We start from the raw sequence: 14,975 nt of genomic DNA on the forward strand, positions 1-14,975 counted from the left end.
ACCCTTCCGGCGGCCCGGCGGGTACCCCCGACGAGCCCCGGCACCGGTTTTCGCGGAGGCTCATGGATGAACGCTCAGGCTCCCGTCCGCCCGGCGCTGCTCGTCGTCGACCCTGACGAGGGCCGCCGCCACGCGCTGGCGGTCGGCTTCGCCGAGCAGGGCTACGAGGCCGTCCCCACGGTAGACGCCGAGCAGGGCCGGCGTTTCGCCGCGGCCCTCGGACCGGCGGTCGTTGTCGCGCCGGCCGCTCTCGCGGTGCAGGCCGAGGGTGGGCTTCTCGACGAGCTGCGAAGCCTCGGCGGCGAAGCGCGGACCGTGCTGCTCTTCGGCGAAACCGCCGCCGACGGCGACGAGCTGCCGGAGGACGTCCTCTACCTCGCCATCGGCGGGATCTCCACCGACGAGCTGGTGCGGCGCGTGCAACTGGTCCTCATCGGCCACGAGATCGGCGCGGCACCGGACCCGGAGCTCGTCGACCTCGTCGGTGACCTCTCGCATCTGCCGACGCTCGAGCTGGTGCGTTCGCTCGCCCGCCTCGGTGTCTCTTGCCGCATCGACCTCGGACACGGCGCGACATTGCTGCTCGATCACGGTGCCCTGGTCGCGGCGAAGGTCGGATCGGCGCTCGGCATGAAGGCGTTCTGTCGCCTCGCACGGCGCCAAGGGGGACCATTCCGCGTGAGCCTCGGACCGGTCGACGGCGACGAGCGTGCCGGCCTCGCGGCGATCGACGGCGACCTCACCGCACTGGTCATCGAAGCGCTCGAGGACCGCATCCCCGAGGCCCCGGCGGGCCGCCTGCGCATCCGCCGCACCGGCGCTCCGCGGCAGGCCGACGAGGTCGCGCGCGCCATTCTCTCGGCGGTCGACCTCGCGCACGCCGAAGGCGTCGAGCTCACCGTCGCCGCCCTGCTCGACCGTCTGCCCTTCCGCGACGGACGGATCGAGTCGGCGCTCCTTGCCCTGCGCGAGAGCGAGGTCGTCGATCTCGTCGAGCCGCAGGCACGCGTCCGCGTGGTCACCGATTCGACGGCCGACCTCACCCAGGAGGCGGCGAGCGCCCACGGCATCGTCATCGTCCCGCTGCGCGTCTACTTCGGAGAGAAGGTGCTGCGCGATGGCGTCGACGTGACGCCGGGTTCCTTCTACCGGATGCTCGAGCGCGAGAAGTCGGTGCACCCGCGCACCTCGCCGCCACCGCCCGAGGAGTTCCTCGACGCTTACAAGGGGCTGATCGCCAACGCCGACATCGTGTCGATCCATCTCTCGAGCAAGATGTCGCTCACCTCGGCGGAGGCGAGCAAGGCGCTCGAAGGGGGCGTGATGGCCCTCGCCGCCCTGCGCCGCACTTCGACTCCGCCGCGCATCGAGGTGGTGGACAGCAAGTCGATCTCCCTCGGGCTCGGGCTGCAGGCGATCTTCGCCGCCCGGATGGCGGCACGCGGAGTGCCGGCCCAGCTCATCGTCGAGCGATTGGCGTCGGTCCGTGAGCGAATCCACATCCTCTTCGTCGTCGACACGCTCGAGTACCTGGCGCGCGGAGGCCGGATCGGCCACGCCCGTGCGCTCCTCGGCGGACTGCTCGGCATCAAGCCGATCCTCGGTGTCGTCGGGGGCGAAGTCACCTCGATCGACAAGGTCCGTGGCGGGCGCAAGGCACATCCGAGGATCCTCGAGCTGCTGCGCGAGCGCATCGACCCGCAGCGCCCGGTCGTCGGCGGCGTGGCGCACGCCAACGCCCCGATGTGGGCCGACCGCTTGCGCGGGCTCCTGATGAAGGACCTCAAGATGACCGAGCCTCTTCATGGCCGAGATGGGCCCGGTCGTCGGCACCCACACCGGCCCCGGCACCGTCGGCGCGGCGATCTACCAGCCGGTCGACGACGAAGAGCTGGCGCTGCTCTCGCCGCTCGAAGGCTGAGGCGCCGGACCGCGTCAGGCCGGCGTGTCGCTGCGCCCCTGCACGGTCAGCACGAACGGGTGATACGTCGCGCGCAGGAAGCCCCCTTCGCCCCAGACTTCGATCGCCCAGCGAACCTCGCCCTCCGGCTGCGCCGGGCCGGTCGGTCGCGCGTCGTGCGGCAGTCGCAGCTCGAGGTCGCGCTCGACCGCCAAGCCTCGAGCGATCGGCTGGTCGACGATCTCGAAGAGCGTCGTCGACCAGAGCGGTTCGATGTCCTCGACCGAGCTCTCGCCGTCCTTGCCCACCGGGCGCCGGTAGCGCCGCTCGCAGACCGCCTTGACGGTGAGCTTGGCGAACCGCGCCGGCCCGGGCTGTCGCACCCGCACGACCCCTCGCGCTCCCGGCCGCAGCACGATCCCCTTCTCGAGCGAGACCTCCGGCAGCGGGATCGACCGGCCGCGCATCCCCCGCAGCCCGGCGTAGAGCAGCAGGAGCGCCACCGCCGCGAAGGCGAAGCCGACCACCGGCACGATCCACCCCGGGCCTTCGCCGTCGTCGGCGTGGCCGGAAAAGTAGAGCCAGAGCGCACCGAAGCCGACGATCCCGGTCGGCAGCGCGAGCAGGAGCGCACAACCGGGTTTGCCGGCGTCCGCTTCGCGCCGCACCAGCCGGTTGAAGCCGGCCGGACGATGCGGCGCGATCTCGATCGGGGGGAGCGACGGCGACAGCGGGGGATCCGGGCTCATCGTGCTGCGACCTCCTGGTGACGTCGACCGGCCGCCGAGCGCGCGGCCTGCAGCACCAGGTCCGCGAACGCCTTCGCGTCATCGTAGGGTGACCCTTCCCGCACGGTCAATCGCCATCTCCCCACAGCCCGCTCATGCGGGGACGAGTAGACTCCCGGCACCGACTTCTGCTCCGGAGGCATTCCGCGTGCCGCCAGCTCATCTTCTGTCGAAATCGCTTGCGACGCTGCTCGCCGGCGCCACCTGCTCGATCGCCGGCGCCGCCACCGCTGCCACCCCGGCCGCGCCACCTCGCGAGCCCTCTCGAATCGACGACGCGCAGCGAACCCCCGAGGGCCTGGTCGGCAACGGCAGGAGCGTCGTCCGCGTCCGACCGGACGGCTTCTCGTTCCACAGTGGAGGCGACGCCAGCGCCCGCTTCCGCCTGCGCCTCGGTGGAGTCGTCTCCGAGCTCGGCGGCCGGCCGGGAGGTGCCAGCTTCTTTCCCGGTGGCGTCGTCTATCGCCTCGCGCTCGCCGGAGCTCGGATCGAGATCCTGCACGGCGCGCTCCCGCAGGTGCCCTACCTCGTCGCCTTTCGCGTCACCGGCGCCTCGGAGCCGGTCGGCCTCGAGGTCGAAGCGACCGGAGCGCCGACCCTCGAGCCGAGCGGCGACCTGTCCATCCCGCTCGAGCGCGGAGCCGGCGAGCTCGTCCTCGCAGCCGGTGGGCCGCGCCCCGCCGGCAGCTGGGAGGAGCTGCGGCGGCGAATCGAGGCGCCCGATCGCGAGGGGTTGCTGCTCGGCACGCCGTCCCCGCAGATCGACCGCGCCGTGCCGTTCTCGCGCGCCCTGCTCGACCTCGGCTTCGACGGCAAGCTCCACGTCTGCGAGCTCTTCCGCTGGCGCGACGTCTGGTCGCGCGACCTCGGCTCGGGTCTCGTCCCCGGGGCGATGGCGAGCGGTCGTTTCGCCGCGGCACGCACCACCCTCGCCTACGACCTGCGCCGCTATGCGAGCGCCGACCCGCGCGGCCTCAAGGTGACCGAGGACCCCTCGCAGGGCGGCACCGCCGAGGGCACCGCCTGGCTCACGCGCGCGGTCTGGCGCGACTTCCTGCTCACCGGCGACCGGGCTGCGCTCGCCGACGCCGAGCGCACGCTGCGCCCCTGGGTCGAGGCGTGGATCGACCGCGACCCGGACGAGCGCGGCCTGCTCGTCGACGTCTCGGAGTGGATGGACCACTCGCGCTTCTTCCTCCTTCCCGACGGCGCACGCGTCCTCTACTCGACCGTCCTCTTCGCCGAGCTGCTCCACACCTTCGGCAAGGTCGAGCGCGCCCTCGGCGACGCAGCGGCGGCCCGGCGCTACGAGGCGATCGGCGATCGCTTCGTGCGCGGCATCAACCACGGGCTGTGGGACGAGGCGCTGGGCGCCTACGACAACCTCGAGCTCTGGGGACGCCGCGACGAGCGCGTCGCCGCCGCCGAGAACGCTCTCGCCGTGCTTGCCGGCGTGGCGCCGCGCGCCCGCGCCGTGCGAGCGCTCGCCACGGTGAAGGCGCGCTCGTGGCGCGCCGCCGGCTCGACCACCATCGTCCCGCCGATGCGCCACGTGCCGGAGTCGAACGACCACAACTACAAGATGTGGCCGTGGTGGAACGCCGTCGAGGCACGCGCCCGCTTCCGCACCGGCGACGCCGCCGGAGGGGTCCACCTGCTCGAGAGCGGCGCGCGGACGCTCGAGGACGAGCACTTTCCCGGCATGATGGAAGAGCTCACCTCACCGGAGGGCGTGAGCGAGGGGGGCAGCGCTTTCCTGACCGCCGCCGGGGCCTATCTCGACGCGGTGGTCGAAGGGCTGCTCGGCATCGAGATCCTCGAGCCCGGCTGCGCCCGCCTCCGCGTCGCTCCGCAGGTGCCAGGCGATTGGCACGACTGGCACGCCGAGGTACCGCTTCCCGAGGGCGGCATCGCGCTCTCCGCCACCAGCGGCAGACTGAGAATCCGCGTGACGGACCCGCGGGTCCAGGTCGTCGAGGCACCGCCCGACGCGATCGTCGAAGGAGCGCGGCACGTGGCCGTCACACCGCTCGGCGAGCCGAGCCTCGCGGGAGGGGAAATGACCGGCTTGCCGAGCCTTCCCCCGCCGCAGCCGCGCTGCGCCGCCGTGCTGGTGACCGACGGTCTGACCGGGCCGCTCGCTCCCGGTCTGCCGGCCGCTCGTCTCGCCCCGCGAGACCTGACCGATGTCGATCCCGCCACGGTCGGCGCGATCGTCGTGCCGGGCAACGCACTGCCGCGCCGCACCGAGGAGGGCGCCGACGTCCAGGCCGCTCTCGCCCGCTACCTCGATCGCGGCGGCGCTCTCGTCTTCTTCGGCGCCACCATGCGGCCGCGGGGCACGATGGGCGAGTACGGCGGGGTCATCGACTGGTTCGAGCGGCAACCGGCCGTGCGCGACACACCGATCGACGGCTGGGAGCTCCACCCCTCCCCGGACGGGCCCGCCACCCCTCCCGAGGCCGAAACCGGCCGGAGAAGTGGCTGGCACCTGCCAGGGTCGGGAGGCGGCAGCGACGAGGGCTGGCGGAAGATCGCCGTGCCCGCCGCGTGGGAGCAGGAGCTGGGCCACGAGCTCGACGGCTGGGCCTGGTACCGGGCGCACTTCTCCCTCCCGGCGGAGGCGCGCGGTCGCGTCGTCGTGCTCAACCTCGGCCGCATCGACGACGAGGACTGGACCTGGGTCAACGGCCAGCCGGTCGGTGCGCGCCGACACTGGCGGACGATCCGGCGCTACCGCATCCAACCCGGCGAGCCGGCCTACGCCACGCTGGTCTTCGGCGGCGAGAACCTCGTTGCGGTGCGCGTCCTCGACCATGGCGGCGCCGGCGGCATGACGATCGACACGCCGCGCGTCGGTTTCGAGACCGCCGACCTCACCTGGCAACCGATCGACCCGATGACCGGCGACGTCGCCGACCAGCCGATCCGCCACGCCGTCGTCTCGTGGGGTCCGGGCGGCGCCTTCTTCAACTCGTGGGAGACGTCCCGCGGCGCTTTCGGCTTCGCCATCGACGGTCGCGGGGTCTCCTTCACCGGCCCGCTCGCCGGCCTCGCCGATCTCGACATCGCCGTCCACGAGGCGTTCACCGACTTCGCGGTGAGCCGGCCGTGGCGCTTCGAGCCGCTCGCCTTCACCGAGACCGACCGACATCTCCTGATCCCCGATCACGGCGAGCGCTACCCGTGCGCCGCGCGACTGGTGAACACGGCCACCGGCGGCGAGATCGTGCTCCTCCCCGCCTCGATCGCCGCCACGCCCGCCGGCGCCGCGCTTCTCGACCGCCTCCGCCTCGGCGTGACTCCCTGAGCCCGCGGCGACGCCACCCTCGAAAGGAAGCCCGATGCGACCGCACCTCCCCTCCCTCCTGGCAGCCGGCGCCTGGCTGGCCGTGGCGAGCGTGTCCACTCCCACCGCCGCCCTGGGCCCTCCGGCGACGCAGATCGCCCTCCCCGCCCTCTTCGGCGACCACATGGTCCTGCAGCGCGACCGCCCGGTGCTCGTCTGGGGCACGGCCGCTCCGGGTGGCGTGCTGCGCGTCGAGCTCGCCGGCCGGGAGCGGCAGGCCCACGCCGACGCCTCCGGCCATTGGCAGGTCGAGTTGCCGGCGCTGCCGGCCGGCGGGCCCTACCAGCTCGAAGTGCACGGCGGCGAGACGCTCGTCTTTCGCGACGTCCTGGTCGGCGAGGTGTGGCTCGCCTCGGGGCAGTCGAACATGGAGATGCCGATCGACGGCTGGGCGAAGGTGACCAACGCCGAAGCGGAGGCCGCCGCCGCCGACCATCCACGTCTCCGCCTGCTGCGCGTCGAGCATGCGGTCGCGCACGCACCGCGTGCCAACCTCACGACGGCGGGCTGGCAGGTCTGCACTCCGCAGAGCGTGCGCGCCTTCTCCGCCGCGGCCTACTTCTTCGGCCGCGAGCTCGAACGGCGGCTCGGCGTGCCGGTCGGCCTCGTCCAGTCGACCTGGGGCGGCACGCCGATCGAGGCCTGGACCTCGCGCGGGTCCCTCGCTCGCGTCGACGACTTCCGCGATCGCCTCGCGCAGCTCGCGGCACAAGAGGCGTCCGGCGACCCGGCGGCGCAGCGCGAGACCTTCCGCCGCGACTTCGCCGCCTGGATCGCCGCGCTGCCGCAGCACGACCGCGGCGGAGCCGCCGCGCCGCCGTGGTCAGCGCGCGAGCTCGAGACGCGCGAGTGGAAGTCGATGGCGCTGCCCCACGCCTGGGAGAACGCGGGCCTCCCGGACCTCGACGGCGTCGTCTGGTTTCGCCGGAGCGTCGAGGTGCCAGCCGCCTGGGCGGGCCAGTCCTTGACGCTGCGCCTCGGCCCGATCGACGACGCCGACGTGACCTGGTTCGACGGCGTGGTGGTGGGCAGCGAGGGCAAGCACGACCTGCCGCGGGTCTACCGCATTCCGGTCGAGCTGGTCACTCCCGGGCGCCACACGATCGCCATCCGCGTGCTCGACTGGATCGGTGGCGGTGGGCTCTGGGGCGAGCCGGCAGCGTTGCAGCTGGCGCTCGACGAGCAGCATTCGATCCCGCTCGCCGGCGACTGGGCGTACCGCATCGGCCTCGACGTGCGCGAGCTCCCGCCGCGCCCGCTCGACCCCGACGATCCCGGCCGCCCGACGGTCCTCTTCAACGGGATGATCGCGCCGCTCGTGCCGTTCGCCATTCGCGGCGCCATCTGGTACCAGGGCGAGGCCAACGCCGCGCGCGCCGAGCAATACCGCAGACTCTTCCCGCTGCTGATCGAGGACTGGCGGCGACTCTGGGGGCAGCGTCACTTCCCCTTCCTCTTCGTCCAACTCGCCAACTGGCGCGCGGTCGAGCCGCAGCCGGGCGAAAGCGACTGGGCCGAACTGCGCGAAGCGCAGGCGATGGCGCTCGCCCTGCCCGACACGGCGATGGCGACGGCGATCGACCTCGGCGAGGTCGACGACATCCACCCGCGCAACAAGCAGGAGGTGGGACGGCGCCTGGCGCTCGCGGCCTTCCGCACCGCCTACCGGCTGCCGGTGGTGGCGAGCGGACCGACCCTGAGCGCCACGGCGATCGATGGCGATGCGGTCCGCCTGCACTTCGCGCACGCCGAGGGCGGCCTCGCCGCGCGCGGCGGCGGCGAGCTGCGCGGCTTCGCCCTCGCCGGCGAGGATCGCGTCTTCCACTGGGCCGAGGCGCGCATCGACGGTGCCTCGGTGGTCGTGCGCAGCGCCCGGGTGCCACGCCCCGTGGCGGTGCGCTACGCCTGGGCGACCAACCCGGACGCCAACCTCGGCAACGGCGCCGGCCTCCCTGCTCCGCCGTTTCGCACCGACCGCTGGCCGGGGATCACCGCCGGAATGAAGTGACGTGGAGGGATCGTGCCCATGAGGTACCCAACTATCTCGACGTTCGGTCTGCTCACCGCTGCGCTTCGACCGGTCGCTCCGCGGCGCCCGGCATGGTGTCGCTCGACCCTCACGCCAGCGACGCTCGCCGCTTTCCTCGTCGTCGCGGCGACCGCGCCCGCGACCTCCGCCACCCTCGTCGTCCTGGCTCCCCACCCCGACGATGGCGAGGCTTCGTGCGGCGGGTTGATCGCCAATGCGACCGCGGCGGGACACGAGGTCGTGGTGCTGACGATGACCGGAGGAGAGCTCGGCGTACCCGGAATGGGGCCGCAGGAGGCTCGGGCTCTCCGTACGCGCGAGGCGCGCGAGGCCGCGGCCCTGCTCGGCGCTCGGGCCGAGATGTTCGGTGCCGTCGACGGATCGCTCGCCGTCGATGCCCCGACTCTCGAGCGGCTCGCCGATACCCTCGTGCGCCTTCACCCGGCCCTGGTGCTCGCGCCGTGGCCCCTCGACGTCCATGCCGATCACCAGGCCACGGGACTGCTTGCGTGGCGCGTCTTCCAGGATCGGCGCCTCGCCTTCGAGCTCTACTTCTACGAGACGACCAACTCGCCGCACACGAAGAGCTTCTCCTTCACACCCACCGACTTCGTCGACATCTCCGAAGTGTCGAAGAAGAAGGTCGAGGCGGCATCGCGGCACCGTTCGCAGAATGCTGCCGAGTGGATGGAGATGTACGTCACCCTGGCGCGGGTACGCGGCTGGGATGCCGACGTCTCTTCTGCCGAGGCCTACGCGAAGGCACGGAGCTCCTCCGGCCTCGGCGGACGCACCGAGCCTGCCTCTCGCCTGCTTCCGGCCCTGCGCGAACCGTCTGCGCCAAGGTAAGTGCGCTGCGAACACGACCGACGCACCCGCCGACACCCGCCGACCGCACGAGGACCGTAGCTCGCACTTGCCGCACCGCGGCCGGCATCGGCCGCGCGATGCGGGCTAGAATCCGCCGATCGCGAACGCAGCGAGCAGCTTCGACGAGCCAGGAGGTTCGCAGATGTCGCAAGCCCCGACCGGCAGCGCCTCCGGCATCCTCGGCACCGCACGGCTGCGCCTCGGCACGGCGCTCGACGCGCTCCTCGGCATCGGCGCCGCCGCGGTATTCGTCGCCTGGATCGCCGGGCATCCGCTTCTCTACTCCGAGAGCGCCCCGGTCATGTCGGCCTTCACCGCCTTCTCGCTGCTGCTGATGGTGGCGACCCGCCAGGCCCGCCTCCACTTCGACACCTGGCCGATGGCGCTCAGCCTCGCGATGACCGGCCTTGTCCTCGGCGGCAACGTCTCGTCGATCCTCATGCTCTGGATCTCCCCCCCCGAGCTCTGGGCGAGCTTCCCCGATCTCGTGCTCACGTCGATGATGACGTCGGTCGGCCTCTCGCTCTTCTGTTGCTACGACTTTGTCATCGCGCTGCGCGAGACACCCGATTCCGCGCTGCTGGTCGACGACCTGTTGATCCACCTCGCGCTGGTCCCCGGCGCCCTCAGCCTGCTCGGCTACCTGCTCGGCAACCCGACCTACCTCAGCATCCATCGCGACCCGCGGGTCGGCATCTCTCCGCTCGAGATGGGCTTCATGGGGCTCTACGCGCTCGTCGCGCTGCTCACCAACACCCGCCTCTTCCTCTGGCGTTTCCTCGGCGGCGGCTGGGGCAATCGTCTGGCTTTCGGCGCACTCTTCGCCAACCAGTTCGTGGCCCCGCTCGCGGTCGCCCTGCTGCTCTCGCCACGCGGCGTTCGCGGACCCGGCGTCGAGGCCTATGTGATGGTCGCCGGCGTCGTGGCGACGCTCTCCTTCCTCCTCGTCCAGGCTCGTCTCGGTCGGCGCCGGCGCGAGGCCAGGTCCCCCGCAGCTTCGGGCTGAGCTCGGCCGGAGGAGAGCGAAGGGCTCAGCCGGCGAGGCCGGTCCAGAGGAACCAGAGACCCATCGACAACAGGAAGAGCTGGGAGAGTCGGTTGAGCGCCGCCCGGCGACGGGCCAACAGCTCGTCGGCGAGCGAGAGCCCGAGCAGTGCCGGCAGGGTGCCGGCACCGAAGAGCGCGAGCGCGACGGCGCCCTGAAGCGCACCGCCGCGTGCCACCGCCGCGATGACCGCCGAGTAGAGCAGGCCGCAGGGCAACAGACCGAGCAGGAGCCCGAGCAGGAACGGGTGCCCCGGAACGCGCCCCGAAAGTCGGCCGACCAGGCGCGAGAAGAGGGCCCCGCCGCGAGCGAGCCCCGGCACCAGGTCGGAGAGGGCGACCAATGCCCAGAGCACCAGCACCGCACCGGCCACCACCGCCGCCGCCCGCTGCAGACCGAGCAGCGACCCCGCAAGCTCCACCACTCCGCCCAAGGCTCCGGCCACGGCGCCGAGCAGCGCATAGGTCGTGACTCGCCCGCCGGCGTACCACAGTTGCGCCGCCAAGGCCGCGCTGCGACCGCCCTCCGCGGGGACGTAGCGACGCGACACGAAGAGCACGAACGGCGAGCACATGCCGACGCAGTGGCCGAAGCCGCCGAGCAGGCCGAGCGTCAGAAAGCCGGCGAGGCTGACGGTTTCGATCACTGCGGGGGCTGCGTCGTCGACGCGGCCAGGTCGACGCGGACGCGGGCGCGGCGCGGGACCCCGGCCACGACGCCGTCGAAGGTCGCGAACCAGCGTCGCTTGCCGCTCGGACAGGAGGGCAGCACGACCTCGGCTTCCCACCAGCCGCCGGGTGCCGGCACGAGCTGGTAACGATGGTCACCCATCGGCATCACCATCTCGAAGGAGAGCCGTCCGCGCTCGATCGCCTGCGGCTCGCCGTGGATGACGGCGCGCACACGCCAGCGATGTGCCGCGAAGGCCACCGGAGGACGAGGCGCGACGGAGAGGACGACGGTCGCTTCGCCGATCTCGACCGTCGCGTCGTCGCGCGTGACGTCGCGGAGCTCCTCACCCGCGCCAGCCGACCCGCTCGACGCCGCCAGGGGGGCGGATCGGCCACGAGACCAGAAGACCCCGCCCAGCACGAGGCCGAGGACGGCCAGGCCGAGCAGGGTCTCCCGGAGTCGCAAGGACACCTCAGGAGTGGTAGGCGAGGCAGTCGCCGATCGCCGGATCCTTGAGCGGCACCGCCTCCTGCCGTCCGATCGCCCAGCCGAAGACGAGCAGGAAGAGGCCGAAGAAGCCGAGCGTCGCCGCGAGCTCGACGGCCGGCAGATGGCCGTGCGCCGCCGCGTCGCCGTGACCCATCGCCGGAGCGACCATCACGTACAACTCGACGAACTGCGCCAGCATCACCAGGATCGCCACGGGCACCAGCCGGCGCGGGTTCCGCTTGGCCTCGCGCGACAGCAGCAGGAAGAAGGGCACGACGAACTTGAGCAGCGGCAGCAACAACAGGTACGGCATCCACCCGTTCTCGCTGCGGCGCAGGAAGTAGACCGTCTCCTCCGGAATGTTGGCGTACCAGATCAGCATGAACTGGCAGAAGTAGATGTACGCCCAGAAACCGGTCCAGGCGAAGACCATCTTGCCGATCGCGTGCAGGTGGTTCTCGTTGAGGAATCCCTTGAGCGTGCCGGACATCACGAAGAGCCCGGCGACGATCGCCACGAAGGCGGTGCCGGTCTGCATCACGTCGGTGAACGCCAAGACGGCGAACATGGTCGAGAACCAGTGCGCGTCGAGCGACAGCAGCAGGTAGAAGCTGACGACGCTGAAGGTCAGCGCGAAGAGCACGGCGAAGAGCGCCGAGAGCGTCCGGCTGCGCAGCGACGGGGAGATGCCGCCCTCGCGATCCTGTCGCCGGGAGGTGCCCACGAGGAGCGACGCGAAGATCACCCACACGGCGAGGCTGCCGCCGACGAGCAGCGTGAACATCGTCATGTTGAGGAACGGCGCCTTGTGCTGGAGCAGCGCATCACCCGCCACCAGCTCGGTGTGCGACCAGTGGTAGAGCGAGTGCGCTCCGAGGGCGACGGCCAGGGTCAGCGCACCGCCCGGCAGGAGCCAGGCGGTCATCGCTTCGGGGACGCGCCGCATCGTCACCGACCAGATGCCACGCGAGAGATAGAGGATCGACAGCCAGATCGCCCCGAAGACGCCGAGGCCGAGCGTGAAGAAGGCGCCGATGAGGAAAGAGCTCCAGGCGAGCTGGGCATCGCCCTGGGAGAAGGCCCAGCCGAGCGCGCCGGCGCCGGCGAGAACGAAGGCGACGGCGAGGCCGCGCACCGACCCGGCAAGTGCGAGCCGGCCCGGCGGCAGCGGGAAGGCGTGGGTCGAATCGTGGCTCATGGCTTCCCTCCGGTGGGAGTCGTCGGCGAAGCCGCCTGGGCGGCCGGCGGCGGCGGCGCGACCGGCTCGACCTTCTGCAGCTCGCGAATGTAGAGGACCGCGGCCCAGGCGTCGCGCTGGTCGACCTGCCGCGCGTGGCTCGGCATCGAGCCCTGGCCGCGCATCGGGCGGTGGAAGAGCTGACCGTCCGGCCAGTCTCGCACCTTCTGCGTCATCAGGCTCGGCGGCTTGGGGAAGAGCGCCGTGACGACGCCGTCGCCGGCGCCGCGCGGACCGTGACAGGTGATGCAGACGCGCTCGAACACGAACTTGCCGTGCGCGATGTTCTCGGGCGTCGGGGCGAGCGGGTTCTTGAGCTCCGCTCCGGCCTTGTCCGCCTCGTTCTGGGCAAAGGGATACGGATGCTCGTCGACGGCCACCGTCCCGGTCTGCGGCTCCATCAAGCCGGTCGGTCGAGCCCCGGAGAGGTCGGCGCGCTGCGGCTTGAGCTTCGGCTGGTCGCCCATGTCGAGGCGATTGCCTTCGCGATGCGGCGTGCGTCCGGCCGGCAGGCCGAGGTCGCAGGCGGAGAGGGACGCGGCAAGCGCCGCGAATGCGAGCAGGCGGGCGGCGTTACGCATCCTGGCCTCCTTCGGCGTCGATCAGCCTGACGCCGTGGGCACCCAACGAGCGGACGAATCTCTCCGCCTCGGCGGGGTTCCACCGCGGATCGGTGGCGGAGATCCAGAGCACGAACTTGTCCACCGTCGCGCCGGTCGCGACGCTCATTGGCGGCGGTTGTGGGACGGTGTCCTTCTTGCCCGCGATGACCGCGATCAGCGCGCTGCCGAGCGCCGCCCAGAAGACCATCGCCTCGAAGGTGATGGGGATGAACGCCGGCCAGGCGGCGAACGGCTTGCCGCCGAAGTTCATCGGCCAGTCGTAGACCATCACGTAGTTCTGCAGGCCCTGGGCGAAGAGGATGCCGCCGATCGCCAGGGCGAAGGTCGCCCAGGGGATCCAGGAGCGCTTCTGCCCCATCGCCTCTTCCATTCCATGGATCGGGAACGGGGTGAGGAAGTCGAAATGCTTGTAGCCCGCGTCGCGGACCTTCGCCGCGGCGGCGAGCGCCTCGTCCGGCTCGAAGAAGTGGCCGAGGATGCCTCGGGTCGAGATGGGCGTCATGGCTCAGGCTCCCTGCGGCGCCGCTTGGGTGGCGCCGGCATCGGTCGGGACGCTCCGGGCGACCTTCGGATCCATCACACCCTTGACCTCCGAGATCGCCACCACCGGGAAGATGCGGACGAAAAGGAGGAAGAGGGTGAAGAAGAGACCGAAGGAGCCGATGAGGATCGCGTAGTCCCAGCGGGTCAACGAGTACATGCCCCAGGCCGACGGCATGAAGTCGCGGTGCAGCGAGGTGACGACGATCACGTAGCGCTCGAACCACATGCCGATGTTGACCAGGATCGAAACCGTGAAGAGGACCCAGGTGTGGCGTCGCATCTTCTTCCACCAGAAGAGCTGCGGCACGATCGCGTTGCAGGTGAACATGATCGCGTAGGCCCAGCCGTACGGTCCGAAGGCGCGGTTCTTGAAGACGAACCCCTCCCACTCGCTGCCCGAGTACCAGGCCATGAAGAACTCGGTCGAGTAAGCGAAGCCGACCATCATGCCGGTGAACATGAGGATCTTGGCCATCGCCTCCATGTGATTGACCGTGATGTAGTCCTTCATGCCGAAGTAGCCGCGCATGAAGGTCATCAGCGTGATCACCATGGCGAAGCCGGAGAAGATCGCGCCGATGACGAAGTAGGGCGGGAAGATCGTGGTGTGCCACCCCGGCATCACCGAGGTCGCGAAGTCGAACGACACGATCGTGTGCACCGAGAAGACCAGCGGCGTCGCCAGGCCGGCGAGGACCATGTACGCCGACTCGTAGTGCCGCCAGGCGCGGTGCGAGCCGTTCCAGCCGAACGACAGCGCGTTGTAGAACCGCTTGCGCCAGGGGTGGGTCGCCCGGTCACGCACCGTCGCGAGGTCGGGAAGCAGACCGAGGTACCAGAAGGCCAGCGAGACCAGCCCGTAGGTCGAGATGGCGAAGATGTCCCAGGCGAGCGGCGAGTTGAAGTTCACCCACAGCGGACCGCGCGCGTTCGGGTACGGCACCAGCCAGTAGGCGAACCAGGAGCGCCCGAGGTGGATGATCGGGAAGATGCCGGCGCAGGCGACCGCGAAGAGGGTCATCGCCTCGGCGGCTCGGTTGATCCCGGTCCGCCAACGCTGGCGGAAGAGGAAGAGCACCGCCGAGATCAGCGTGCCCGCATGGCCGATGCCGATCCAGAAGACGAAATTGATGATGAACGATCCCCAGCCCACCGGCTGGTTCACACCGGCGATGCCCATGCCGGCGTACGTCAGGAGGATCAGCGAGAAGACGAGCACGCCGAGCATCGCCAGCGCCACCGAGAACGCCAGCCACCACTTCTTCGTGGGGAAGCGCTCGGCGTGCATGCAGATGTCGCGGTCGACGTCGACCCACTTCTTCCCGCCGGTGACGAGCGGCTCGGCGACTTCGAGGTCGCCCCCGTAGGGGCCGGCCCCCGCGCGGACGATCGGGCGGCCGGTGAGCTGCCCCTCGTCCATCACCGTGGCG

General features: G+C 71.3%; 11 protein-coding genes. 5 read left to right on the forward strand and 6 right to left on the reverse strand.

Translation table 11 applies throughout. The features are described 5' to 3' along the window. Positions 1-66 precede the first annotated feature (66 nt). The 5 genes from IPJ17_18645 (at position 67) to IPJ17_18665 (ending at position 9,942) form a co-directional block, all read left to right on the forward strand. Complete coding sequence (locus IPJ17_18645; protein QQR73477.1) at positions 67-2,670, forward strand: DegV family EDD domain-containing protein; 2,604 nt, start codon at positions 67-69, stop codon at positions 2,668-2,670. A gap of 166 nt (positions 2,671-2,836) precedes the next feature. After that, on the forward strand, positions 2,837-5,998 hold the full coding sequence (locus IPJ17_18650; GenBank protein QQR73478.1) for a hypothetical protein: 3,162 nt from the start codon (positions 2,837-2,839) through the stop codon (positions 5,996-5,998). Between the two features lie 34 nt (positions 5,999-6,032). Further along, the gene (locus tag IPJ17_18655) at positions 6,033-8,045 is read left to right on the forward strand and encodes a 9-O-acetylesterase (protein ID QQR73479.1); all 2,013 of its coding nucleotides are present in this window, start codon (positions 6,033-6,035) and stop codon (positions 8,043-8,045) included. Between the two features lie 18 nt (positions 8,046-8,063). After that, complete coding sequence (locus IPJ17_18660) at positions 8,064-8,915, forward strand: PIG-L family deacetylase (GenBank protein ID QQR73480.1); 852 nt, start codon at positions 8,064-8,066, stop codon at positions 8,913-8,915. 214 nt (positions 8,916-9,129) lie between these two features. Continuing rightward, a complete protein-coding gene (locus IPJ17_18665) occupies positions 9,130-9,942 on the forward strand; it encodes a hypothetical protein (GenBank protein QQR76221.1) in 813 nt (270 codons plus the stop codon). Positions 9,943-9,967: 25 nt separating this feature from the next. Here IPJ17_18665 and IPJ17_18670 read toward each other — a convergent pair whose 3' ends face one another. Genes IPJ17_18670 through nrfD form a run of 6 tightly spaced genes read right to left on the reverse strand, consistent with a single transcriptional unit; the run spans position 9,968 to position 14,965 of the window. Beyond that, on the reverse strand, positions 9,968-10,627 hold the full coding sequence (locus IPJ17_18670; protein ID QQR73481.1) for a sulfite exporter TauE/SafE family protein: 660 nt from the start codon (positions 10,625-10,627) through the stop codon (positions 9,968-9,970). Then, complete coding sequence (locus IPJ17_18675; GenBank protein ID QQR73482.1) at positions 10,624-11,118, reverse strand: hypothetical protein; 495 nt, start codon at positions 11,116-11,118, stop codon at positions 10,624-10,626. The genes IPJ17_18670 and IPJ17_18675 overlap by 4 nt, the downstream gene beginning before the upstream one ends. A 7-nt stretch (positions 11,119-11,125) precedes the next feature. Next, the gene (locus IPJ17_18680) at positions 11,126-12,340 is read right to left on the reverse strand and encodes a hypothetical protein (protein ID QQR73483.1); all 1,215 of its coding nucleotides are present in this window, start codon (positions 12,338-12,340) and stop codon (positions 11,126-11,128) included. Continuing rightward, entirely contained in the window at positions 12,337-12,960 is a 624-nt protein-coding gene (locus IPJ17_18685; GenBank protein QQR73484.1) for a cytochrome c, read from the reverse strand. The genes IPJ17_18680 and IPJ17_18685 overlap by 4 nt, the downstream gene beginning before the upstream one ends. Further along, positions 12,953-13,504, reverse strand: a complete 552-nt coding sequence (locus tag IPJ17_18690; GenBank protein ID QQR73485.1) for a DUF3341 domain-containing protein — start codon at positions 13,502-13,504, stop codon at positions 12,953-12,955. The genes IPJ17_18685 and IPJ17_18690 overlap by 8 nt, the downstream gene beginning before the upstream one ends. A 3-nt stretch (positions 13,505-13,507) precedes the next feature. After that, a complete protein-coding gene (nrfD, locus tag IPJ17_18695) occupies positions 13,508-14,965 on the reverse strand; it encodes a polysulfide reductase NrfD (protein QQR76222.1) in 1,458 nt (485 codons plus the stop codon). Positions 14,966-14,975: the final 10 nt, after the last annotated feature.

The sequence above is a fragment of the Holophagales bacterium genome (assembly GCA_016699405.1).
GTDB lineage: Bacteria > Acidobacteriota > Thermoanaerobaculia > Multivoradales > JAGPDF01 > JAAYLR01.